This window comes from Kosakonia arachidis, from assembly GCF_900116535.1.
GTDB classification, from domain to species: domain Bacteria; phylum Pseudomonadota; class Gammaproteobacteria; order Enterobacterales; family Enterobacteriaceae; genus Kosakonia; species Kosakonia arachidis.
The window spans coordinates 172032-195079 of the sequence record NZ_FPAU01000006.1 but is presented as its reverse complement, the minus strand read 5'-3'; the positions used below and the strand labels follow the sequence as shown (position 1 = coordinate 195079).

The 23048-nt window shown below is 54.6% G+C and carries 22 protein-coding genes and 1 tRNA gene; 11 read left to right on the top strand and 12 right to left on the bottom strand.

What is annotated here, in order from left to right:
• Positions 1-199: 199 nt before the first annotated feature.
• Genes BM427_RS20235 through BM427_RS20220 form a run of 4 tightly spaced genes read left to right on the top strand, consistent with a single transcriptional unit; the run spans position 200 to position 3168 of the window.
• Positions 200-1408 (top strand): SpoIIE family protein phosphatase, encoded by a 1209-nt coding sequence (locus BM427_RS20235; RefSeq protein ID WP_090125027.1) that lies wholly within the window; start codon positions 200-202, stop codon positions 1406-1408.
• A gap of 8 nt (positions 1409-1416) precedes the next feature.
• On the top strand, positions 1417-1998 hold the full coding sequence (locus tag BM427_RS20230; protein WP_425280055.1) for a SiaB family protein kinase: 582 nt from the start codon (positions 1417-1419) through the stop codon (positions 1996-1998).
• Entirely contained in the window at positions 1991-2407 is a 417-nt protein-coding gene (locus BM427_RS20225) for a DUF1987 domain-containing protein (protein WP_090124889.1), read from the top strand. Before BM427_RS20230 ends, BM427_RS20225 begins: the two co-directional genes overlap by 8 nt.
• Positions 2401-3168 carry a GGDEF domain-containing protein gene (locus tag BM427_RS20220; protein WP_090124884.1) on the top strand — a complete coding sequence of 256 codons (768 nt, stop codon included), beginning with the start codon at positions 2401-2403 and terminating at the stop codon, positions 3166-3168. Before BM427_RS20225 ends, BM427_RS20220 begins: the two co-directional genes overlap by 7 nt.
• A 74-nt stretch (positions 3169-3242) precedes the next feature.
• Here BM427_RS20220 and BM427_RS20215 read toward each other — a convergent pair whose 3' ends face one another.
• From BM427_RS20215 to BM427_RS20200, 4 genes are read right to left on the bottom strand one after another with little or no spacing between them, the layout of a single operon-like run.
• Positions 3243-4004: an amino acid ABC transporter ATP-binding protein gene (locus tag BM427_RS20215; protein ID WP_090124882.1), complete on the bottom strand. Its 762-nt coding sequence runs from the start codon at positions 4002-4004 to the stop codon at positions 3243-3245.
• Positions 3997-4662, bottom strand: a complete 666-nt coding sequence (locus tag BM427_RS20210) for an amino acid ABC transporter permease (protein ID WP_090124879.1) — start codon at positions 4660-4662, stop codon at positions 3997-3999. Before BM427_RS20210 ends, BM427_RS20215 begins: the two co-directional genes overlap by 8 nt.
• Before the next feature lie 14 nt (positions 4663-4676).
• Positions 4677-5318: an amino acid ABC transporter permease gene (locus BM427_RS20205; protein WP_090124876.1), complete on the bottom strand. Its 642-nt coding sequence runs from the start codon at positions 5316-5318 to the stop codon at positions 4677-4679.
• Between the two features lie 45 nt (positions 5319-5363).
• On the bottom strand, positions 5364-6212 hold the full coding sequence (locus BM427_RS20200) for a transporter substrate-binding domain-containing protein (RefSeq protein ID WP_090124872.1): 849 nt from the start codon (positions 6210-6212) through the stop codon (positions 5364-5366).
• 233 nt (positions 6213-6445) lie between these two features.
• Between BM427_RS20200 and pdxR the strand changes: the two genes are divergently transcribed.
• On the top strand, positions 6446-7918 hold the full coding sequence (gene pdxR, locus BM427_RS20195; RefSeq protein ID WP_090124869.1) for a MocR-like pyridoxine biosynthesis transcription factor PdxR: 1473 nt from the start codon (positions 6446-6448) through the stop codon (positions 7916-7918).
• A 32-nt stretch (positions 7919-7950) separates the two neighbouring features.
• Here pdxR and BM427_RS20190 read toward each other — a convergent pair whose 3' ends face one another.
• Genes BM427_RS20190 through BM427_RS20160 form a run of 7 tightly spaced genes read right to left on the bottom strand, consistent with a single transcriptional unit; the run spans position 7951 to position 15975 of the window.
• On the bottom strand, positions 7951-9219 hold the full coding sequence (locus tag BM427_RS20190; protein WP_090124865.1) for a Zn-dependent hydrolase: 1269 nt from the start codon (positions 9217-9219) through the stop codon (positions 7951-7953).
• A 1-nt stretch (position 9220) separates the two neighbouring features.
• Entirely contained in the window at positions 9221-10390 is a 1170-nt protein-coding gene (locus BM427_RS20185) for an amidase (protein WP_090124862.1), read from the bottom strand.
• 15 nt (positions 10391-10405) lie between these two features.
• Entirely contained in the window at positions 10406-11416 is a 1011-nt protein-coding gene (locus BM427_RS20180) for an ABC transporter ATP-binding protein (protein WP_090124860.1), read from the bottom strand.
• The gene (locus BM427_RS20175; RefSeq protein WP_090124857.1) at positions 11406-12449 is read right to left on the bottom strand and encodes an ABC transporter ATP-binding protein; all 1044 of its coding nucleotides are present in this window, start codon (positions 12447-12449) and stop codon (positions 11406-11408) included. Before BM427_RS20175 ends, BM427_RS20180 begins: the two co-directional genes overlap by 11 nt.
• Before the next feature lie 4 nt (positions 12450-12453).
• On the bottom strand, positions 12454-13347 hold the full coding sequence (locus tag BM427_RS20170; protein WP_090124854.1) for an ABC transporter permease: 894 nt from the start codon (positions 13345-13347) through the stop codon (positions 12454-12456).
• Positions 13348-13349: 2 nt separating this feature from the next.
• The gene (locus tag BM427_RS20165; RefSeq protein ID WP_090124851.1) at positions 13350-14303 is read right to left on the bottom strand and encodes an ABC transporter permease; all 954 of its coding nucleotides are present in this window, start codon (positions 14301-14303) and stop codon (positions 13350-13352) included.
• Positions 14304-14316: 13 nt separating this feature from the next.
• A complete protein-coding gene (locus BM427_RS20160) occupies positions 14317-15975 on the bottom strand; it encodes an ABC transporter substrate-binding protein (RefSeq protein WP_090124847.1) in 1659 nt (552 codons plus the stop codon).
• A gap of 391 nt (positions 15976-16366) precedes the next feature.
• On the opposite strand from BM427_RS20160, the gene BM427_RS20155 reads away from it, so the two are divergent.
• From BM427_RS20155 to BM427_RS20135, 5 genes are all read left to right on the top strand, one after another.
• Positions 16367-17485, top strand: coding sequence for a YbdK family carboxylate-amine ligase (locus BM427_RS20155; protein ID WP_090124844.1), 1119 nt, complete (start codon positions 16367-16369; stop codon positions 17483-17485).
• Positions 17486-17694: 209 nt separating this feature from the next.
• Positions 17695-19602 carry a methyl-accepting chemotaxis protein gene (locus tag BM427_RS20150; RefSeq protein WP_175539145.1) on the top strand — a complete coding sequence of 636 codons (1908 nt, stop codon included), beginning with the start codon at positions 17695-17697 and terminating at the stop codon, positions 19600-19602.
• Between the two features lie 74 nt (positions 19603-19676).
• Positions 19677-19919 carry a DUF1158 domain-containing protein gene (locus BM427_RS20145; RefSeq protein WP_007370928.1) on the top strand — a complete coding sequence of 81 codons (243 nt, stop codon included), beginning with the start codon at positions 19677-19679 and terminating at the stop codon, positions 19917-19919.
• Between the two features lie 198 nt (positions 19920-20117).
• Positions 20118-20327 carry a YdgH/BhsA/McbA-like domain containing protein gene (locus tag BM427_RS20140; protein WP_090124837.1) on the top strand — a complete coding sequence of 70 codons (210 nt, stop codon included), beginning with the start codon at positions 20118-20120 and terminating at the stop codon, positions 20325-20327.
• Between the two features lie 128 nt (positions 20328-20455).
• The gene (locus tag BM427_RS20135) at positions 20456-21055 is read left to right on the top strand and encodes a nitroreductase family protein (RefSeq protein WP_090124834.1); all 600 of its coding nucleotides are present in this window, start codon (positions 20456-20458) and stop codon (positions 21053-21055) included.
• 243 nt (positions 21056-21298) lie between these two features.
• Here the strand turns inward: BM427_RS20135 and gltX are convergent, their stop codons facing one another.
• Entirely contained in the window at positions 21299-22714 is a 1416-nt protein-coding gene (gltX, locus tag BM427_RS20130) for a glutamate--tRNA ligase (protein WP_090124831.1), read from the bottom strand.
• Positions 22715-22971: 257 nt separating this feature from the next.
• Between gltX and BM427_RS20125 the strand changes: the two genes are divergently transcribed.
• A tRNA-Val gene (locus tag BM427_RS20125) sits at positions 22972-23047 on the top strand.
• The last annotated feature ends 1 nt before the right edge of the window (position 23048 follow it).

Sequence of the window (23048 nt, the reverse complement as noted above, 5' to 3'; positions counted from 1 at the left end):
TTGCTCACATTGCTTCCAGTATTTTTTGCCCGCACACCAAGCGCGGGCTTTTTTTTGTTTGCACAACTTCTCTTACCGTCAATATTTTACTTAAGTAGCAATAATCTCCCGTTATTCATCGAGTTACTTAATTGAAATCAAACCGTCATAAATGCCCCATAACCTAGGATTATTCTTAATACGGGGTTTTGCATGGATGATGGACATACCGCTCTCTTCTCGGCAGCTTAACGCAGGCATTTTGCGCCTCGTCGTCCCGCACGTGACGCCTGACGCCAATAATTTGCAGGTCATGTCGCTTTTCAACGAACACAAATCGTTGATCGGTCTACCGGTGCTGGAAAATAACCGACCGATTGGCATGATCAACCGACATATTTTCCTCTCGCAGATGAGCCGCCCTTTTTTTCACGAGCTGTACGATCAGAAGAGCTGCATCGCGTTTATGGATAAAAATCCGCTGATTGTCGATGCCGACGCGGCGCTCGAATATCTCTCCGGGCGGGTCATTGAAACCGGCGACAAAGCCGTGACCGAAGGTTTTATCCTCACAGAAGAGGGGCAATATGTCGGCATTGGCCTCGGCATTGATCTGATTCGTACCGTTTCCGATTTGCAGGCCAAGCAGCACCTGCAGATTATGCAAAGCATTGAATATGCGCGCATTATCCAGGAATCCATGCTCAGCCGATCACGCACGACCATTGATAAAACCTTGCAAGACTGGTGCCTGCACTGGCATCCGCGCGACTGCGTCGGCGGCGACATTTATGCTTTTCAGCGCACGGAAAATGGCTGGTTGATGGTGCTGGCCGACTGCACCGGACACGGCGTACCGGGTGCTTTTATGACCTTTATCTTCGCCTCGGCGCTGGAAAAAGCGCTGACGCTGGCACCGGTTGACGCGCCGGAGCAACTGCTGAGCCATATCAATCAACATATAAAACAGACGCTCAGCCAGGTGCATCCATCAGCTGACAGCAGCCAGTCAAATGATGGTTGCGACGCCATTGCCCTGTTTGTCGATACGAAAAACGAACAGATGTGCTGGGCCAGCGCCCGGATGCACGGTTTTCTGCTGGGCGAAGCCGCTCAGCAGAGCGTAGTGCTGGAGAGTTGCCGCAAAGGCGTGGGTTATACCGATACGCCGGTGGATTACCAGTGGCAGCGTTATCAGGCACCGCTGCGCCGTGGCGACACGCTGTTGCTGGTTTCCGATGGTGTCACCGATCAGCCCGGCGGCCCGCGCAACGTGATGTTTGGTAAGAAACGTATTCAGTCATTGTTGGCGCAGCACCGCGCGCTACCGCTACCTGCGTTTTCCGATGCCCTGCTGGCGGCGCTGAAAGCGTGGCAGGGGCAGCAAACGTCGCGCGATGACATGACATGGTTTGGTTTTCGTTGGTAGATAAAAGCATGCAAATAAACGACCTGCAGGTCAAAGACCCTGTTCTGTTACCCCTTTTTACGCTGCAACGGCAAAACGCCGTCGAGCTTTTTTATACCGGCTATTTTTCCCAGCAACATATTGTTTCGCTTGGCGAAGTGATCCGCGCCTGGTTGGATAAACATGAATCCTCCGCCGTGACGCGCCGCAAACTCTTCTCGGCATTTATCGAGATGGGACAAAACATTGTACGCTACTCCGCCGACGAGCGGTTTTTATCAACCGTTGAGCACGATCTACGCTTTGGTTCGGTCTGTTTTCATATGGATCAGACCAATTACTATCTGGAAACGGCAAACCTGGTGGGGCCGGAAGCCTCCACGCTGTTGCAAACGAACCTTGAAGTGTTGCGCAGCATGTCGCAGGCAGAAATCCGCGACGCCTGGAAGCAGGGGCTGAAAAGCGAAGCGCCAGCAACCAGCAAAGGGGCCAATATCGGTTTGTTGACCATGGCGCGCGATACCAGTGTTCCGCTGGAGTATCGTATTCATCCACTGGCGGCAAGCTCCCTTTCCGCCTTTCACTTAAAGGCAACGTTTTGCCATGACTGATATGACATTGACGCCTGCTATAGAATTGTCCGCCACCGCCGCCACGCCGGAGGTGAAGTTTGATTTTGCCGCGCAAAAGCTGCTGCTGAAAGGCGAAGCCTACCCGGAGAATGCCGCCGCGTTCTTCCGCCCGCTGCTGGATGCACTGGAGGGCTGGCTACAAAGCGGGCAGCAGACCAGTGCACCGCTGCAATTACACGTCGCGCTCAGCTATTTTAACAGTTCAAGTACCAAGCTGTTGTTTACGCTGTTTGAGATCCTAAATAATCACGCGAAAAGCGGCGCGCCATGCGAGCTGCACTGGTACTACGACCCGGAGGATGATATCTCCGAAGAGTTTGGTCAGGAGCTGCGTATCGACTTCCCGTCACTGACAGTGTTTCTTATCCCGGACATCACCGCATGCTAGATATTAATGAGCTCTTCAGAGAGGAATATTCCGTACTCGAAGAAGCCCGGCTGGCGGCTGCCGATGCGCAACTTCCGGCGGAGGTCTGCCGCGAAAAACTGTGGGCCGTTTCCACGCATTACCAGCGTCTGATCCGCGAATCGTATCGTCTGATCTCCCGCAGTGACCGTGCCGAGCGCGAACTCACGCGAATGAACGAGCAACTCCAGCAGCTTGCTGCGCGCCTGGAATATGAAGCAACGCACGATCCGTTGACCGATGTGTTTAACCGTAGCGCGATCATCAACCAGATCAACAGCGGTCTGCAGGAAGGCGATGTGGCGCTGATCCTGCTGGATATCGATCACTTCAAACGTATTAACGATGAATATGGTCATCCGACCGGCGATCGGGTGATTTGCGCGTTGGTGTCACGCGTACGCCACGCAGTGCCGGAGAGCGCCGCCATCGGCCGCGTCGGTGGCGAGGAATTTACCATTGTGCTGCCGAACGCCCGGGTGGAAGAGGCGATGATCACCGCCAGCTATATTCACGCCTCGCTGAATGCTTCGCCGCTGGACGTGTTGCCGCAGCAACTGGTCACCGCCAGTTTTGGCGTCAGTCTCGGTGTGAAAGGGAGCAGCTTCGAAACGCTGTACAGCGAAGCAGACGGCGCACTGTATAACGCGAAGAAACGTGGGCGAAATCAGGTCGCGCTGCATGAGACTTTTTTTCGCGCGCCGGTGAAGGTTAATTTTGCGCGGGAAAATATTCAGCATTGAGGGGTTGTTTGGCTCTGAGAGTTGTTTGGCTCTGGTGAACGGAACTATTCCTCCTCAGAGCCAAACAATCCCCCTCACCGGCTCGACTGCAAAAACTTCCTCACCCTGTCCGAATCCGGATTAGTGAAAAACTTCTCCGGCGGTGCTTTCTCGATCAACAAACCTTTCTCCAGAAACACGACTTCATCCGACACCTGACGGGCGAAATCCATCTCATGGGTCACCACCACCATCGTATAACCTTCTGCCGCGAGAGATTTCATCACCCCCAGCACCTCATTCACCAGTTCCGGGTCCAGTGCCGAAGTTGGTTCATCGAAGAGGATCACTTCCGGCGACATCGCCAGCGAGCGGGCGATCGCCACGCGCTGTTTTTGCCCGCCGGAAAGTGTGATCGGGTAGACATCGGCCTTGTGGCTCATGCCCACTTTTTCCAGTTGGCGGCGGGCAATCTCATTCGCCGCGTCGCGCTTCATGCCTTTCACATGCACCAACGCTTCGGTGACGTTTTGCAACACCGTCAAATGCGGCCACAGGTTAAAACTCTGGAACACCATCCCAACGCGCGCGCGGATATGGGAGAGATCTTTGTGCGACATTGCTTTGCCCGTCTTCTCATCTACCCCAATGCGCTGGCCACTGATACGCACTTCGCCACGATCTGGCTGTTCCAGCCAGTTCATGCAGCGCAGCAGCGTCGATTTACCGGAGCCGGACGAACCCAGAATGCTCACCACAGAGCCCTTCTCCACCGTCAGGTTGATATCCCGCAGCACTTCAACGTTATCAAACTGTTTGGACAAGTTTTTGATGCTAACCGCGCTTGTTTCAGGCATGGCTCATTCCTCTTTTGGCTCCATAATGACTTAACCGCTTAATCAACAACTCCAGCAGAATACTGATCCCCCAGTAGAGTGCTATGGCAACAATAAAGGCGTTAAACGGAATAAAGTAAGTTGACTGCACGCTATTCGCAGCGGCGGTAATCTCCTGCACAGTAATAATGCACAGAAATGCGGTATCTTTCAGGCAAATAATAAGCTGGTTGCCCATCAACGGCAGCGACGACGAAAATATATTCGGCAGAATAATACGACGAAAGGTTTTATAGCGTGAAAAACCCTGCGACTGTGCAGCCTCAATATACCCGGCTGAAAATATCCGCCGCTGGCTACGTAATATCTCAAAGAAATATGCACCATGATAAATCACCAGTGCCAGCAGACCAGCGGTCCAGGCTTCCATGCTGATACCAATTTGTGGCAATCCATAATACAGAAGATAAGCCAGAATTAAAAATGGCACGGCACGCATCAGGCTAACAAAAGCGATGATCAGACGATTAATAACGCGATGCTGATACTCCATAACATAGCACAGCGCAATACCAATAAATAATCCGAAAACGGCAGCGATAATAAACAGTTCCAGCGTTGCCAGCAGCCCGTTAAAAAAACTCTCACGCGCTGCCCAAATAATTCCCCACTGATTCATATTTCCTCCGCCTCTTATCGCGCCAGGCGCTTCGCTTTACGTTCGGCCGCGCTCTGCAACTTCAACAGCGAACCGATAATAATGACGTACAACAACCCGGCGGCCAGGATCGGCGATAGCGGTTCATAGGTCACCGAGGAAATACGGTTGGTTACGCGAGTTAAATCCACCACGCCGATAATAGCAATTGCTGGGCTGCCTTTAATCAGGAACGACATCTCATTGACCAGCGCAGGCAGGCTTTCAATCCACATCTGCGGCAGCATAATTTGCCGAAAATAGGTCCAGCGCCGCATGCCGACCGACTCCGCGGCTTCCCGCTGCTCACGCGGGAAATTGCGAAATGCATTGCGCCAGATTTCGGCGTTAAATGCCGAGGTATTCAACGTCAGCGCCAGAATAGCGGCAGGCGTTTTATCGAGATTAATACCGAGCGTCGGCAGCGATAAAAACAGAAACAGCACCAGCGTCACCAGCGGCGTCGCGCGAGCCAGGCTGATGTAAACCACCAGCAACTGATCAATAACCGGGATCTTCATCATGCGGATAAAGGCAATCACCAGGCCAATCACTACGCCGAAAGCAATGGCCACGCAAGAGATCCAGAGGGTCGTCCATGCGCCTTCAATCAATAACTGCCACGAGATTAAGTCCATGTTCCCTCCTTTCAAAACGTGCGGCGGTTTCCCGCCGCGTTACACTTAGAAACCGGCTAACTTGTGGAACTGATCGGCGCTGGTAATCGGCTCTTTTGGCAGCTCGTAGGTCTCGCCGAACCATTTTTTCTGCAACTCCGCCAGCTTGCCGGTTTCGGTCATGTGGTTCATAAACCCCGTCATGAACTTCAGCAATTCCGGCGAGTTTTTCGGGATTGGCCAGGCCATGTAGCCCGGGCCTGAAACCGCCAGCCCTTTGGCGAACACTTTTGGCTTCGATTTCACCAGGTCGTTCACCGAAATCACCACGTTGATGACATAATCGACACGTTTGTTCGCCAGGTCGGCATAGGCTTCCGGATAAGATTGATACTCAACCACCGGGCCCAGTTTACCGCCCACTTTTTCCAGCATCGCTTTCAGTTCCGGCAAACGCGCCAACAGTGCGCTGCCCGCCTGAACGCCCACTTTTTTACCGCTGAGATCGGCAATGGTATTTAATGTTTTGTCATCCGCGCGTTTCACGAAATAGTGCTGTGCGGATGCCCATGGCGGGGTGAAATTAAATACGTTGAGGCGTTCGTCGGTAATTACCGCGCCAGTGAGGGCCATATCATATTGCCCGGTAGAGACCGCAGCGAGTAAGCCGGTCCACGGCAAAATACTTTGGTTGATATTGAATTTTGCGTATTTACGCAGTTCTTCAAGCATATCCTTGTTAAAACCATCCGTCTGGCCGTTATTCATAAAGTTAAACGGTGCATAATCATCTTCGGTCGCGACTTTCATCGTGCCGGATTTTTCAATTTCAGGTAAATCCGCTGCCACTGCGTGTAATGAAAATGCCAAAGAGATCATGGCTGCAAGACAATATTTGCCGAATACTTTTTTCATCTCTCCACCCTTATTTAATTTGCCAGACCGGTACATTCCATGGGTGCCGGAAGCTTTGCAAGATATATGCCGAAACAGAAACTCGCCCGACGTTTTGTGACTACGTTTTTACAATAGGGAGGCTAAGTCGCTTCTGAATAGAGCCAGTTTCTGCAAGCGTATGTGTCAGTTTGTCGGAAACTGGTATGAAACTTGCTCAACTCCTGTAGAAGATATATCGAGAGGAGTGCAGCATGATTCGCCATCTACTGAATGTAAATTTTGACGCCCGGCGTGGACTTCAGGAGCAAGTTCGCGAATCTCTGGTCAATGCCATTCTGAGTGGTATTTTCCCGGCTGATACCCCTCTCCCTTCGTGCCGCCAGCTCGCCAGCCAGCTTGGCGTCTCGCGCAATACCACGGCACTGGTGTTTGAAAGTCTGGTCAACGAAGGCTATCTGGTCAGCCGTCCACGCAGTGGTTACTACCTGCATCCGGATTATTACTCCGCAGGCGTGGCGAGTGGGCAGTGTGTCACGGCTGCACCTGAATGCGAGGGCGATGCACCGCGATGGGGCAACCGCCTGAAAATTACCCCCAGTCAGCAGGAATCAATTCTTAAACCCGCTGGCTGGATGCACTACCGCTACCCGTTTATCTACGGTCAGCCCAATACCCAGCAGTTTCCCCTCGCTACCTGGCGCGCAGCAGCGAACTGGCTGCACGGCGGCGTGCGCGATCCGGCTTGGGTGATTGACCATATCGACCAGGATGTACCCATGCTGGTTGAGCAGATCCGCACACGCGTGTTACCCAAACGCGGCATTGTCGCCGCGCCGGATGAAATTCTGATTACCCTTGGCTCGCAAAATGCGCTCTACCTGCTGACGCGCCTGCTGATGTCTGAAGAAACCCGCGTGGCTGTGGAAAACCCCAGCTTTCGCGAAGCTATCAACACCTTTTTATTAAGCAATACGCAGATTGTGCCACACCCGGTAGACAGCGAAGGGCTAGTGCTCAATGAAACGCCCTGTGACTACTACTACGTGACGCCAGGCCACCAGGTACCAACCGGTGTAACCATGAGCAAAACGCGGCGCACGCAGTTGCTGGAATACGCTACCCGCCATGATGCAGTGGTGATTGAAGATGATTACGACTCAGAAAGTAACTTTATGCAGAACCCGCTGCCCGCGCTGAAAGCCAGCGATCGCAGTGGGCGAGTGATCTACGTCAGTAGCCTGTCGAAAGCGCTGTCGCCGGGACTGCGCCTTGGATTTATGGTTGCCGCACCGGAGATTATCGATGAAGCGCGCGCGTTGCGCCGTCTGGTGTACCGCCATCCACCGACCAACATTCAGTATCAGATGGCGCATTTCCTCGCCCAGGGGCACTACGAAACCCATTTGCGCCGCTACCACGAGGATTCCGCCCGCCGCTGGGACAGCCTGCACAATGCGCTACGCACCTTTTTGCCGGAGTGTCAGATGATGGACGGCAGCGAGCATGCCAACGCGTTCTGGCTACGCACGCCGGAGCATATCAGCACGCAGCAACTTACCTGGCGAGCCGCACATGCGGGTGTACTCATTGAACCTGGCGCGCGCCATTTTCTCAATGCCGCGCCGCCGGATAATTTCTTTCGCATGGGCTTTCATGCCATTAACCCCCAGGCAATAGCCCCCGGTGTGGAAGTCCTGCGCGGGCAGCTTGAGCAGTTCTGCTAAAGCAGAACCGCCCCGACGAGGGGGCGGTTTTCTCACTGTACCTTCGCGTACTCCATCATCACCTGCAACAATACATTCGCTCCGGCAGTGACATGTTCCGGTGAGGCATACTCAATTTCGTTATGGCTGATGCCGTCTTTGCAGGGAATAAAGATCATTCCGGTCGGCGCAAGATAGCTCATATACACCGCATCATGACCGGCGCCAGAGACAATCGGGCGCGACGGATAACCAAGCTGCTGCGCCGCGCGGCCAATCGCCTGCTGGCACTGTATGTCAAACGGCGCGGCCGGATAGTGGCTGACCTGCTCCAGCGTGACGCCCAACCCCGTTTCCTGTGCCACTGCGGCGGTAAAAGCGCGCAGTTGCGCGTCCATTTCATCGACAGTTGCATCGCTGATGTTGCGCATATCCACGGAGAATTTCACTGCACCCGGCACCACGTTGCGGCTGTTCGGGTACACCTGCACCATCCCTACCGTGCCGCGTCCCTGTTCACTGCGCCCGGCAATCGCCACGACTTCCTGCATAATGCGCGTCGCCACCTGCAACGCATCCTGGCGCAGATGCATCGGCATTGGCCCGGCGTGAGATTCCATCCCTGTGACGGTGCAGTCATACCAGCGGATGCCCAGTACGCCCTGCACCACGCCGATCACTTTTTCCTCTTCCTCCAGAATCGGCCCCTGTTCAATATGCGCTTCAAAGTAGGCCGCCAGTGGATGATCGCCCGGCGTTTGCTCGCCAATGTAGCCAATCTTCTCCAGCTCTTGCCGCACAGTTTTGCCTTCGGCATCGGTGGCAGCGTAGATTTTCTCCAGCGGGAAAACGCCGGCAAAGACGCCGGACCCCATCATCACTGGCACAAAGCGCGAGCCTTCTTCATTGGTCCAGAACACCACTTCCAGCGGATGCTCGGTTTCAATCTGCAAATCATTAAGCGTACGTACCACTTCCAGCGCGGCCAACACGCCAAAGTTACCGTCGAACTTGCCGCCGGTCGGTTGCGTGTCGATATGGCTGCCCGCCACAATCGGCGGCAGGTTCGGGTTGCGCCCTTCGCGGCGCATAAACACGTTGCCGATTTTATCGATGATGATACTCAACCCGGCCGCTTTGCCCCAGCCAATCACCAAATCGCGCCCCTGCCGGTCAAGATCGGTCAACGTCAGGCGGCAGCAACCGCCTTTTGGCGTCGCGCCGATTTTCGCCAGTTCCATCAGGGAATCCCATAACCGCTCACCGTTAACCCGGCAGTCGCTCAGCGACAGCGCCTGGCTGTGCAAAACTTCGCTTGTCATCTTATTTCTCCTGCATAAAGGTAGTGGCCATCGACACCAGCAGCGCATCGCTGCCGCATGGGCCGATCAGTGAAATCCCCAGCGGCGCGCCGTCGATCGTCGTCACCGGAAGATTGACCTGCGGACGGCGGGTCAGTACTGCTATCAGCAACAGGTCGTGAGAGATGCGCCGCGTGACTTCGATCTCTGCTGGCGCGGCCGTTAATAACGGCGCTACATCCGGCACGGTCGGCAGCACCAGGATGCGATCGCCCAGTTGTGTCTGCCACCACTCTGTAAAGGCTTCGCGAAGCTGGCTCGCCGCGGCGAATTCCGCCTCCGTGACCGCTTTGCCGTACGCAAAGCGCTCCGCCACGTCAGGCCCCAGTTGCATGCCCAGTGTTTCAATGTTGTGACCCTGCGATTGCCAGGCTTCATAACCCTGAATCTGACGAAACGCGGTGTAAACGGCTTCGCGCTCCGGCAGCGGTGCATCCAGCGAGGCGATCTCACCAAAGTATTGCGCGAGCTTTTCCCGTACCGGCAGCAGCACTTGCAGACTGTGCAACGGGAGTGCGGCAAACAGCGACTCATGGCAGGCCAGTTCGATCCGCGCGGGTGTGAAGGTGTCGTCACCGAGCAGGCAACGGGCCACCGCGCTAAAGGCCTGCGGCGTGCGGGCGAAAAACCCGCAGGTGTCCATGGTGGCGCACAGCGGCTGGCAACCTGCCAGCGAAATACGCCCGTGGGTTGGGCGCAGACCAAACAGGCCGCAATAGCTGGCAGGCGTGCGCACCGAACCGCCGGTGTCGGTGCCCAGCGCTATATCACACAGACCATGGGATACCGCCGAAGCCGAACCGGACGACGAGCCGCCAGGAACACGCAGCGGTGCTGCGCCATTGCGCGGCGTACCGTAATGAATGTTGTGGCCGCTCATCGAATAGGCCAGTTCACTGGTGTGGGTTTTGCCAACAAACCTCGCCCCGCCATCCAGCAGCATTTGTACGGCGGGTGCAGTAGTGGTTTTGATACCCGAGGCGGCAAGTACGTGCGGGTTACCGCCTCCCGTAGGATAGCCTGCAACATCAAACAGATCTTTTGCCGCAAAAGTCAGGCCGCTCAGCGGGCCGCTTTCCGCCTGCGGCACAGTGACGAAGGGATAAGGCATAAAAGCACGTGGGTCCTGCATGTTACCTCCCAGGATTCAGGCAAATGCCGGCTGTGGTGTGATATCGGTTGTCAGTTCACGCCAGCGGTGGCAACTGACCATATGACGTTCGGCGACCTGTTCCGTAACGGGTTGCAACTGGTGACAGGCAGGCTGTGCGTGAGGGCAACGGGCGGCAAATGCGCAGCCCGGGGGCAGTGCGGCCAGATCCGGCGGCGAGCCGGGAATGCAGTGCAGCACATCGCCCTTTTTCAACCCCTCTTTCGGGCGACTACCGAGCAGTACGCGGGTATAGGGATGGCGTGGCTGCGCGAGGATGTCGGCAATCGGTGCTTCCTCCACGATGCGCCCGGCGTACATCACTGCCACCCGATCGGCAATCTCCACCGCCGCACCAATGTCGTGGGTGACGAAGATAATCGACAGATCGCGCAGCTTTTGCTGCTCGCGCAGCAGGATCAGGATCTGAATTTGTACGGTGGCATCCAACGCAGTGGTCGGCTCATCGGCCAGCAGCAGTTCCGGGTTGCAGGAGAGCGCCAGCGCAATCATCGCCCGCTGGCGCATGCCGCCAGACATCTCATGCGGGTACGCTTCCAGCCGGCGCTCCGGGCTGGGAATACGCACCTGACGCAAAGCCTCCAGCGCCCGCGCTTTCGCATCTTTGCGCGACAGCCCTTCGTGCCGCTGCAAGCCTTCCACAATTTGTTGGCCGATGGTGTAAACCGGGTCAAACGCCAGCAGCGGCTCCTGAAAAATCATCGCGCAGATTTTCCCGCGGTAGTGGCGTAACTGACGGCTGTTCATCGCCAGCACCGCGGCACCGCCGACATTCATCGTACCGCTAATCTGGCTGCTCTGCGGCGGATGCAGGCGCATCAAGGCCCGCAAGGTGACGCTTTTACCGGAGCCGGATTCGCCAATCAGCGCCATCACTTCGCCTTTGCGGACATCAAACGAAACACCATTGACCGCATTGACGGTCTGCCCGTCGCGGCGAAACTCGACGCGAAGATCGCGAATATGGACGAACGCTTCATGCGACATCGCTCACCTCCTGTAGTGGGATATCCCGGTGCCAGGGCGAATCCGGCTGCGCCATCAGGCAGGCGCTTTGATGCGCTTCGCCAACCAGCGTCAATTGCGGTTTCACCTGCGAACAGACCGCTTTGGCATGCGGGCAACGAGTGTGAAAACGGCAGCCCGCAGGCGGTGAAATGGGGCTTGGCGGATCGCCAAAGAGTGGCGAAACTTCAGTGCGATTATGCGGATCCATCGACGGCATCGAGCTGAGTAACGCGCGGGTATAAGGGTGTGCTGAAGCAGTGAACAGCGCTTCCGACGGGCCAATTTCCACCACTTCACCGAGGTACATCACCAGAATGCGATCCGACAGCCAGCGCACTACATGCAGATCGTGGCTGATAAACACATAGGTGAGATCGAGGGTACGTTTTAACTCTTGCAACAGTTGCAACACCTGCGCTTCCACGGATTTATCCAGTGCAGAAACGGCTTCGTCGAGGATCACCAGCCGGGGTTTCATCGCCAGCGCGCGGGCAATATTGACGCGCTGTCGCTGACCACCGGATAAGGCGTGGGGATAGCGGTGTGCAAACCGCGCTGGCTCCAGCCCAACGTGCGCTAACAGATAGCGGGCATATTCATTGGCCTCTTTGCGGCTGATACCATGTACCTGCTGGCCAAAGGCAATGCTCTCTTCCATGGTCATGCGCGGGTTCAGCGAAGCATAACTGTCCTGAAACACCATCTGCACCTGGCGGCGATAGGCTTTCAGCGGCAAGCGCGATGAACCGACGGCCTCACCATCAAACACCAGCTCGCCGCTATCCTGTGTCAGCAGTTGCATCAGTAACCGGGCGGAGGTCGATTTTCCACAACCGGACTCCCCCACCACACCAAGGGTTTCCCCTTTGTGGACTTCAAAGCTGACGTTATCCACCGCCTGTACAACATCATGGCCTTTGCGTACGCCGAGGTGAAAATGCTTCAGCAGATTGTTCACCCGCAGCAGCGGCTGTGCCGGGCCACCAATATCGACATTGATAAAAGGTTGCATGCTGTTACTCCTTGATCGCCATGGCAGCGCGCAGACGATCCGCCAGAACATTAAACGAGATGGAGGTAATAAAAATCATCATCCCCGGCAGTGCCGCCACCCACGGCTGGGTATAAATAGCGGTGCGCAACGTGTTGAGCATCAATCCCCATTCCGGCTCCGGCGGACGCACGCCAAGGCCGAGAAACGACAAGCCGGAGGCGAGGATCATACAGACGGAAATCAGACCGGTAGAGAAGACGAAAATCGGCCCCAACACATTACCCAGTACCTGCACGCGAATAATGGTGAACGCACTGGCTCCGGTGGCACGGGCGGCATCGATATAATCCATATGCCGCACCTGCGCGGTGACACTTTCAGCAATACGCGCCACTTGCGGTACAAACACCAGCGTCAGCGAAAGCAGCGCATTGCCAATGCCTGCGCCCATCGCGCCGGAGAGCGCAATCGCCAGCAATACCGATGGAAAGGCGTAGAAAATATCAATGGTGCGCATGATCAGGGTATTGGTTTTTCCTCCGGCATAACCGGCGATAATCCCGATAGTGCCGCCAATAAAAAAGGCGAACACCACCGGCACAATCCCCATAAATAACGACAGGCGCGTACCCAGAATCAGGCGTGAGAGCATATCGCGCCCCAGTTCATCGGAACCGAGCGGGAATCCCTCGGTGCCGATCGGTTTCAGGCGCAGAAACATTGAGGTCTGGTAAGGATCTTTGAGGATCAGCCATGGTCCGAACAGCGCCATCAGCAGTAACAGCAGAATAATACTTCCTACTACCACGCCCGTGGGATCGCGGAGTAACCGTGCCCACACGCCGCGCCAGTAGCCTTGCGTCGCCGCAACCGGCGCGGCAACAACGTTGATTTTTGGCGTTACGCTATCCACCATCGTTAGCTCCTCTTAATGCGCGGATCGAGAGAGGTTTGCAGCACATCCACCAGCAGATTGAGCAGCACAAAGAACAGCGCCAGCACCCAGATCGTTCCCTGCAACAACGGCAGATCGCGCTGGAAAATAGCGGTATTGAGCAACAGCCCGGTGCCGGGCCATGAAAAGACCGTTTCTACCAGAATCGAGCCGCCCATCAGATAGCCAACCTGCAAACCCATGACCGCCAGCGCGGTCGGCGCAGCGTTTTTCACCACATGCAGAAAGATGCGTGACTCATTGAGGCCGCGGGCGCGCAGCCCAACAATGAACTCCTGGCTCAGGATATCCGCTACCTGCGAACGCACGGTGCGGGCGATAATGCCGGTGGGGATCACCGACAGTGTGACGGCGGGCAGCAGCATAAATTGCAGATGCGCCCAGTCCCACTGCCAGCCGGTTTCGCCAATTGGCCCACCGCCGGTAGCAGGGAGTAACGCAAACTTGACGCAGAACACAATCACCAACAGCATGCCGAGCCAGTAGTGCGGCACGCTGACGCCGAAGACCGACAGCAGCGAGGCAACGCGATCGATAATGCTGTTGCGAAAGTAGCCTGCGACAAAACCAAACAGGCTACCGAGCACAAAGCCAATCAGCGTTGCCAACAACGCCAGCCGCAATGAGTACGTAACAGCGGTCATCACCTCGCTCATCACCGGACGCCCGGTGGCGATCGACATACCCAGATCGCCATGCAGCGCCCGCCATAGCCAGTGTACAAACTGCACTGGCAGCGGCTTGTCAAAACCGTAGTCCTGCATCAGCGTCTGGCGCATTGCTTCGGAGGCATCCGGCGGCATCACCGACACCAGCGGATCCCCCGGCGCGATTTGCACCAGCAGAAAACAGATTACCGCTACCCCTAACATGGTTGGAATAGCCAGCAAAACGCGGTAAAAAAGTGTGCTGATCATGGCCCCTCCTCGGTTACTCTTTCTTGCTCACCAGACTTAAATCAATAAACCAGCTCTGCGGTTGCACCACACCGGTAACGGCAGGAGAGATGGCGCGCGGGCCAACGTCGTGAGCCACAAACAGGAACGGCACCTGATCCACCAGCGCGGCATGCAACTCACCGGCAGCTTTATCCATCTCGGCAGGCGTGAAAGCGTGTTTGACGGCGGCCGCCAGTTTTTCGGTTTCCGGCGTGGTGAAGTAACCCCAGTTGGTGGCCGTAGGCGGGAAGGCTTTTGCGGTAGAGAAGCGGATCATGCCGAAGTACGGGTCGGTCACTGCAGCACTGACGTTAATGGCGTTAACCCCTTGCGCAGAGGGATCTTTCGCCCCTAAACGCCAATTGGTGAACAGCGTGTTCCACTCGTTGACCTTGATATCGACGTTGAAATAGCAGCTTTTCAGGCTCTGCTGGATGTACTCGTTCATCGGTAGCGGCTGCATCTGGCCAGAACCCGAGGCGGATGTCGCCACGGTAACGTGCAGCGGTTTGCTTTCACTGTAGCCGGCTTCCGTCATTAACTTACGCGCGGTATCAGGATCGTATTTGATCTGGAATGTCGGCTTGCCGCGCCACGGGTTGCCCTCTTCATACACCCCGGTCGCTTCTGACATATAACCGCCGAGATAGCTTTTCAGTTCGGAACGGTTAAGGCAGAGGTTGGCTGCTTTACGTACGCGAATGTCGCGCCACGGCGAACCTTCCAGGAACGAGAACTGCCATGGCCAGAGATGCGGCTGGGTATTGGCGTAGATTTTAAAACCCTGCGCTTTAATCTGATCGACTGCATCCGGCGCTGGCGCTTCAATCCAGTCCACCTGTTTTGACAGTAGTGCAGCGGTACGGGCATTGGCTTCCGGTAGCGGAATCAACACCACTTTATCGACGCGTGGAATGCGGTCTTTGTTCCAGTAATCCGGGTTCTTATCGAGGATCAACTGCTGGCGCGGCACCAGTTTTTCCAGCTTAAATGGCCCGCTGCCGACGGCATGCGAGGCAAAGGTGGTCCACGCTTGTTTGCTGCGTGCGGCGATATCGCCTGTCGAGGCTGGCACTGCGTCATAGATTTTCTGCCACGCCGTCGGCGAGACAATAAACAGGTTGGTGATGTTATACGGCAGCAACGCATCCGGCTCTGATGTCGTGAGCGCGACCGTGTGATCGTCAATTTTTTCAGCGCCGGTCAATGTCGGCATACGCGATAAGGTGTTACCAATTTGCCCCGGAGCATATTGCGGCGCAGCTTTATCCAGCACTTTACCCACGTTCCAGACAATAGCGTCGGCATTCACTTCTGTGCCGTCGTGAAACTTCACGCCAGGGCGCAGCGTGAAGATCCAGCGACTCTGGTTTTGCGGATCAACATGCCATTCAGTTGCCAGCCCCGGCACCAACCCGCTCGGTTTTTCGCCTTGCGACAGATCCCACTCCACCAGCGCGTCATATAACGGAATACCGGTAAAGCGATTGCCTTCAAAGCCCTGATCAGGCTGGCCCAGCGTTAAAGGAATATCCGCTGCGGTCATGGCAATACGCAATGTTGAGGCCTGCGCCTGCAATCCCCCAGCCAGCGCCAGCGCGCCAATAGCGGCCGCAATATGGTGTTTACGCCAAAAAGATTGATTAAGCATCACAGTGTCCCTGTTAAATAAATGAGACATTTAACAGGCAAGATACATACCAGTTGAATAAACAAGAATTTATCGCATTCAGACGCGGAAAATATCAGAAAGGATTATTACGAAAGCCGTTAAGCGGTGTTACAAATAACCGCTTTATATCGTTCGCGGCGATAAGCGCACCCATTTCGGGAAAAATGTTGCAAAAATGCACCATTAAATCGGGAAAATAGTTGTTTCCTGGAGATATTATTTTACTACGCGACTATTTATTAAATCTTTTCATCATTATGCACAAATCATAAGCAATCACTTCAGTACGGGTAACGCGTGCGGTGGCAAAAGAGGAAGGATCAGTCATTCACTTCCATAATAGTGGAAACTCATTTCATAAGGGACGACTATGCCGCTAGCCGATTTTCATGTTTCGGATCCGCTGACTCTCGGTATTGAAGTGGAATTACAGGTGGTCAACCCGCCGGGCTACGATTTAAGCCAGGATGCATCGCGGTTGATAAACGCGATGAAAAACCAGGTGACAGGTGGCGAGGTGAAGCATGATATCACCGAAAGTATGCTGGAGATCGCCACCGGCGTCTGCCGCGACATTCATCAGGCAGCCCACCAGTTTTCCGCCATGCAGCAGATAATTTTGCAAACCGCGGCCGCTCATCACGTACAAATTTGCGGCGGTGGCACGCACCCATTCCAGAAATGGCAGCGCCAGTTGGTGTGCGAGGACGAGCGCTATGCCCGCACGGTGGAGATGTTCGGTTATTTGATGCAGCAGGCGACAGTGTTTGGCCAGCATGTACATGTCGGCTGCGCCAATGGCGACGACGCCATCTATTTGCTGCATGGGCTTTCCCGCTTTGTACCGCACTTTATTGCACTAAGCGCCGCTTCGCCCTATAGCCAGGGCACCGATACCCGCTACGCTTCATCTCGCCTCAATCTTTTTTCCGCCTTTCCGGATAATGGCCCGATGCCGTGGGTAGCGAACTGGCAGGAGTTTACCGGTCTGTTTCGCCGCTTAAGCTACACCTCAATGATTGAGAGCATTAAAGATCTGCACTGGGATATTCGCCCAAGCCCCCATTTTGGCACTGTTGAAGTGCGGGTAATGGACACGCCGCTAACCCTTTCCCACGCTATTAATATTGCCGGGCTTATTCAGGCGGTATCGTACTGGCTACTTGCCGAGCGTCCCTTTAAGCATCAGCCGCAGGATTACCTGCTGTACAAGTTCAACCGCTTCCAGGCATGTCGTTACGGCCTGGACGGGATGATTACTGACGTTCACAGCGGCGAGCAGCACACCATTGCCGAGGATCTCTCGCGTCTGCTGGAAAAAATCGCGCCATGGGCCGATAAACTCAAGGCCAATAGCGCGCTGGATGAGCTGGCAGCGCTCGTCAAACACGGTAAAAATGAGGCACAACTGATGCGCGATTTTGTGGCAGATGGCGGCTCATTAATTGGCCTGGTGCAGAAACATGCCGAAATCTGGACAGCAGGCTAAGCAGAAATTACTCGACCGATAATTTTAGCGCAGCCTTATATTTTGCTGCGCTAAAATATATTGCCAGCGTTATTTACAAAGTAATAACCACAAAGTAGTAGTATCTTCTGGCGGAATTGATAAATGTCAACAAGCCTCACGTTATAAATAAAGTATGCCCCGCTCTCACCGATAACCAATATAAGTTAAAGCTAACCTGAGGCATCTGTATGAGATGGATATATCGTTTATCAATGAAATTGAAATTATTGCTGGCACTTTTGCCTTTATTGTTTGCACTCATAGGGTTAGCATCTAACGGTATCCTGAGTCGTCTTGAAACAGGTCAGCAAATGCGCACCATCATGAACTTAACATTGCTGGCGAAATATGCGGGAAATGTTATTCATGAATTGCAAAAAGAACGGGGATTAAGTGCCGGATATTTGGGCAGTAAAGGGCAACAATTCTCCACTGAATTAAACGATCAATATCCACGATCTTCCAAAGCCATGGCGCAATTTGCTGAAGCGCTTAAACAGTTTCCCCTCCAGCAAGCGAATAGCGATATACGTCACGCGTTGGAACAGTTTCAACAGCACCAGCAGGGAGTCGACGGTTTCCGCCAGCAAATTCGTGCGCAGAGTGTAAGCGGCAAAGAATCACTGGTGTGGTACAGCGCAATTATTAACGACCTGCTTAATGTCGTTGGCGGGATCAGCCAGTTGACCGATAACGGGGCGATAGTCAACCAACTGGCGGCCTATTACAGCGTTCTGAACGCCAAAGAGCAAAGCGGTATCGAGCGCGCGCTAATGTCGAACGTCTTCTCCGCCGATCGCTTTGCCGACGGCCAGCTCCGCCAGTTGAATGAAACGGTGGGCAAGCAACTTTCATGGCTCGCGGCGGCAAAGGCCTTCAGCACACCAGCCGTAAATGAAAAACTGTCTGCACAGTTGCAGGCGCCGCAGGCGGCACACGCCATTGCCCTGCGCCAGCAGGCAATTGACCATGCGGCAAGCGGCGGATTTGGCGTGGCGCCCGCAGACTGGTTCAACGCACAGACGGCACGGATTAATGCACTCAAGGCGGTGGAGGATGCGGCTTCCGATACGCTGCTCGCTACGGCGCAATCGCTGGCGGACAACGCCTGGCGCGGGGTGATTATCTTTGCGCTGGTTAGCGTCGCGGCACTGGTGGTGGCGCTGTTCTTCGCCCTGCTGGTCGCCAGCAGCATTCATCGTCAGTTGCACCACTCTCTGGCAACCATCGAAGGGATGAATGGTGATCTGACCCAGCGCCTGGACGTACCCGGCAGCGATGAGCTGTCGTTGCTTAATCGCGCTTACAACCAGGCCATTGAGAACATTCAGCATATTGTCAGCGAGATAAAACAGGGCGCCGTCGTGCTGCGCAGCGCCAGTGCGGACATCGCCGATGGCAATCAGGATCTGGCTTCGCGTACCGATGAGCAAGCCGCATCGCTGGTCGAAACGGCCGCCAGTATGGAACAGATTGCCACGGCGGTGAATATGACAGCAGATAATGCCATTGAAGCGAAAAGGCTGACCGAAGAGATGGAGCAGCAAGTGCAGGAAGCCAGCCGCGTGGCAGCAGAAGCCAGCAGCAGTATGCTCGCCATTCGCGGTTCCAGTGAGCAGATCTCCAGCATTGTCAGCTCCATTGACGAGATCTCTTTCCAGACCAACCTGCTGGCACTGAATGCAGCGGTAGAAGCTGCCCGCGCCGGGGAGCTGGGCAAGGGCTTTGCTGTAGTAGCCTCCGAGGTGCGTAATCTGTCACAGCGTTGCGCCAACGATGCCCGGCAGATCCGCGAGTTAATAAGCAAGAACATGGAGCAGATCGAGCAAGGCGTGACACTGGTGCATGCATCCGACCGGGCTTTGCAGGCGGCGAAAGCCAATACCGGGCAAATGCTGGCGTTTGTCAGCGATATCGCCCATGCGGCAGGCGAGCAGTCACTCGGCGTCTCGCAGGTACATGAGGCGCTGAACCAGCTGGAGCAGGTGACTCAGCAAAACGCCGGGCTGGTGGCCAGCGCCGCCACCGCCAGCCAGATGCTGGATCAACAGTCGCAAACCATGACAACACTGGTCGATCGCTTCGTGGTGGAGTGAGCCACCGTTCTGGGAACGTTGCGCTACGGCATGCTTTCCCCGACAATGCGTTTTTTCACCGATGATTAACGCTTATGAAACACCCGCTCGAATCGCTGGTTACGCTGGCAGGCATTCTGTTAATGGCTTTTATCTCTGTCCTGCTGCTGCCAGCGCCATCACTGGGTCTGCAACTGGCGCAAAGTCTGATGCAGCGCTTTCATCTGCTGGATTTGAACCAGCTTTATACCCTGCTCTACTGCCTGTGGTTTTTACTGCTTGGCTGCATTGAGTTTTTCGTACTGCGTTTTATCTGGCGGCGCTGGTTCGCCGTCTGAAGACAATGATTCCCTCACCCTGCCCTGTCTGCGGCAGGGCATCACTACGCTTTTAGCGCAGAATTAATTCCATAGTTATTCTAATTATTTGAACATTATCCGCAAATAGTTCAGCTTTTTCTTCGTATTAATCAGGCATATGATTTATCACATCAGGGCAATCAGCCCTCCCAAACAAAATAATGCAGGAATACGACCATGAAATTCATCAAAACTTTCGTTGCAGTTGCCGCACTGTCCGCCCTCTCTTTCGGTTCTTTTGCCCAGAGCATTAGCGCCAATGCATCGACGCTCTCCGCCGCTGAAGCCAAAATTGCTGCTCAGGCGGAAAAAGCCAACGCGTCTTACAAAATCACCAGTGCACGTGCTGACAATGGCGTATATATGACTGCTGAACTGACGAAATAAATTACTCAGCCGGAATAACAAACAGGATAAGGCGAGCCATGAACCCGTTACAGAAACTTTTTAGCGCTTTGTTCCCGCAGGCCGCAAATAGCGACACCACGGAATTGCCACCAACTTCAGGAGCCGTTATGTCAGATAATTTTCTTGCTTTAGCAAAACAACGCAGAACCATTTATGCCCTTGGTAAAGATCTGCCGGTTGCAGAAGACGTTGTTATCGAAACCATTAAAGAAGCCATTCGCCAGGCACCTTCTGCGTTTAACTCACAGAGTTCTCGTGCGTTGATTCTGTTAGGTAAAGAGCATGTGAAGTTCTGGGAACTGACCCGTGAGCAACTGAGAAAAATTGTTCCGCAAGAGAGTTTCAAAGCGACATCCGACAAACTGGATGGTTTTGCCGCCGCTGCGGGTTCGGTGCTGTTCTTTGAAGATCAGGACGTGGTGAAAGGGTTGCAGGAGCAGTTCGCTGCCTACGCTGATAATTTCCCTATCTGGTCAGAACACAGTACCGGTATTGCACAGTACGCCGTCTGGCTGGCACTGGCCGAAAAAGGAATTGGTGCTAACCTACAACACTACAACCCGCTCGTTGATGCTGACGTGCAGCGTAGCTGGAATATTCCGGAGAACTGGAAACTGCGCGGGCATATGAACTTCGGTTCCATCGTGGCTCCGGCGGGTGAAAAAGCCTTTATGGACGATGACAAACGTTTTGTCGTTGCCCGCTAAGTATTCCTGAAACCACCCCGGTGAAGGTAAAATCCCCGCGCGTTGGCGACAATGCACGGGGATTTTTTTGTGCTGGTGCAGTTGCGGATTAAGAGTGCGATATTTCAGCGCGCGATAGCCGCAAATGGTTACCGCATAAAAGCGGATGTGTGCCTTTGCTGGCGCAATAAACAAAAAACCCCAACGGCTGGAGAACAGCGTCGGGGTTTATTTCACAACGGCTTGCATTAAGCCAGAGCGGAATTACTGCTGGCTTTCGCGTTCAGCAATAAAGCTCAGTGCTTTGTTGATTCGCGCGATACTGCGGGACTGGCCAATCGCATGAACGGTAACGTCCAGCGCCGGAGACTGACCCGCACCAGTAACGGCAACGCGCAGCGGCATACCCACTTTACCCATCCCAACTTCCAGCTCATCAGCCGTTGCCTGAATGGCGTGGTGCACGTTTTCTGCGCTCCAGTCGGTAATTGCGGCGAGTTTATCACGCACCACTTCCAGCGCCTGGCGAGCCACTGGACGCAGGTGTTTTTTCGCTGCATCAGCGTCGAATTCGTCAAACTCTTCATAGAAATAGCGGCAACTTGCAGCCATTTCTTTCAGCGTTTTGCAACGTTCGCCCAGCAGTTTCACCAGCTCGAACAACTGCGGGCCGGTTTGCGTGTCGATTTTTTCCTGCTCGATATGCCATTGCAGATGCGTCGCCACATACTGCGGATCCAGCGTATTGATGTAATGGTGGTTCAGCCACAGCAGTTTATCGGTGTTGAAAGCACTTGCTGATTTACTCACCGCGCTAAGTGAGAAGAGTTTAATCATCTCTTCACGGGTGAAGATCTCCTGATCGCCGCTCGACCAGCCCAGACGCACCAGATAGTTGAGCAGCGCTTCCGGCAAATAGCCGTCATCGCGGTATTGCATCACACTGACCGCGCCGTGGCGTTTTGAGAGTTTTTTGCCATCGTCGCCGTTGATCATGGAAACGTGCGCGTAAACCGGAACCGGCGCATGCAACGCTTTCAGGATGTTGATCTGGCGCGGCGTGTTGTTGATATGGTCTTCACCACGGATAACGTGCGTGATTTCCATATCCCAGTCATCCACGACAACGCAGAAGTTGTAGGTCGGTGAACCATCAGTACGGCGAATGATCAGATCGTCCAGTTCGAGGTTGCTGAACTCGATCGGGCCACGGATCTGATCGTCAAACACCACCGAGCCATCCTGCGGGTTGGCGAAACGCACAACGCAAGGTTCATCAGCGGCATGATGTGAATGATCGTGGCGACAGCGGCCGTCATAGCGTGGTTTTTCGCCATTCGCCATCTGCGCTTCGCGCAGTTGCTCCAGACGCTCTTTCGAGCAATAGCATTTATATGCGGTACCTGCTTCGAGCATTTCATCAATCACTGCATTGTAGCGATCAAAGCGTTTGGTCTGGAAATACGGACCTTCATCCCATTCAAGGTTCAGCCAGTTCATGCCATCCATGATGGCTTCGATTGCTTCCGGCGTGGAGCGCTCAAGATCGGTGTCTTCAATACGCAGCACAAACTCACCGCCATGGTTGCGGGCAAACAGCCAGGAGTAGAGAGCAGTACGCGCGCCGCCAACGTGCAGGTAGCCAGTAGGGCTTGGCGCGAAGCGAGTTTTGATTTTCATGAATTGGCCTTACGTTTATTAAAGATGCCGACCGTCGGCAGTAGCTTAAAAAAGAGTGGGCGATATTCTATCACTGTGGGCTGATTCCTCAATGTTGTTGCCTCATTGAGCGGTGTATCGCACTCTTTTGTTTAGAAATCAGGCTCTCGCGGCACATTGCGCAGCGGTTTGCCTAATTTTACGACGAACGAACAATTTATTTAGAAAATGCGTTGACTCATTTTCAACTCTCCCTATAATGCGACTCCACACAGCGGGGGTGATTAGCTCAGCTGGGAGAGCACCTCCCTTACAAGGAGGGGGTCGGCGGTTCGATCCCGTCATCACCCACCAC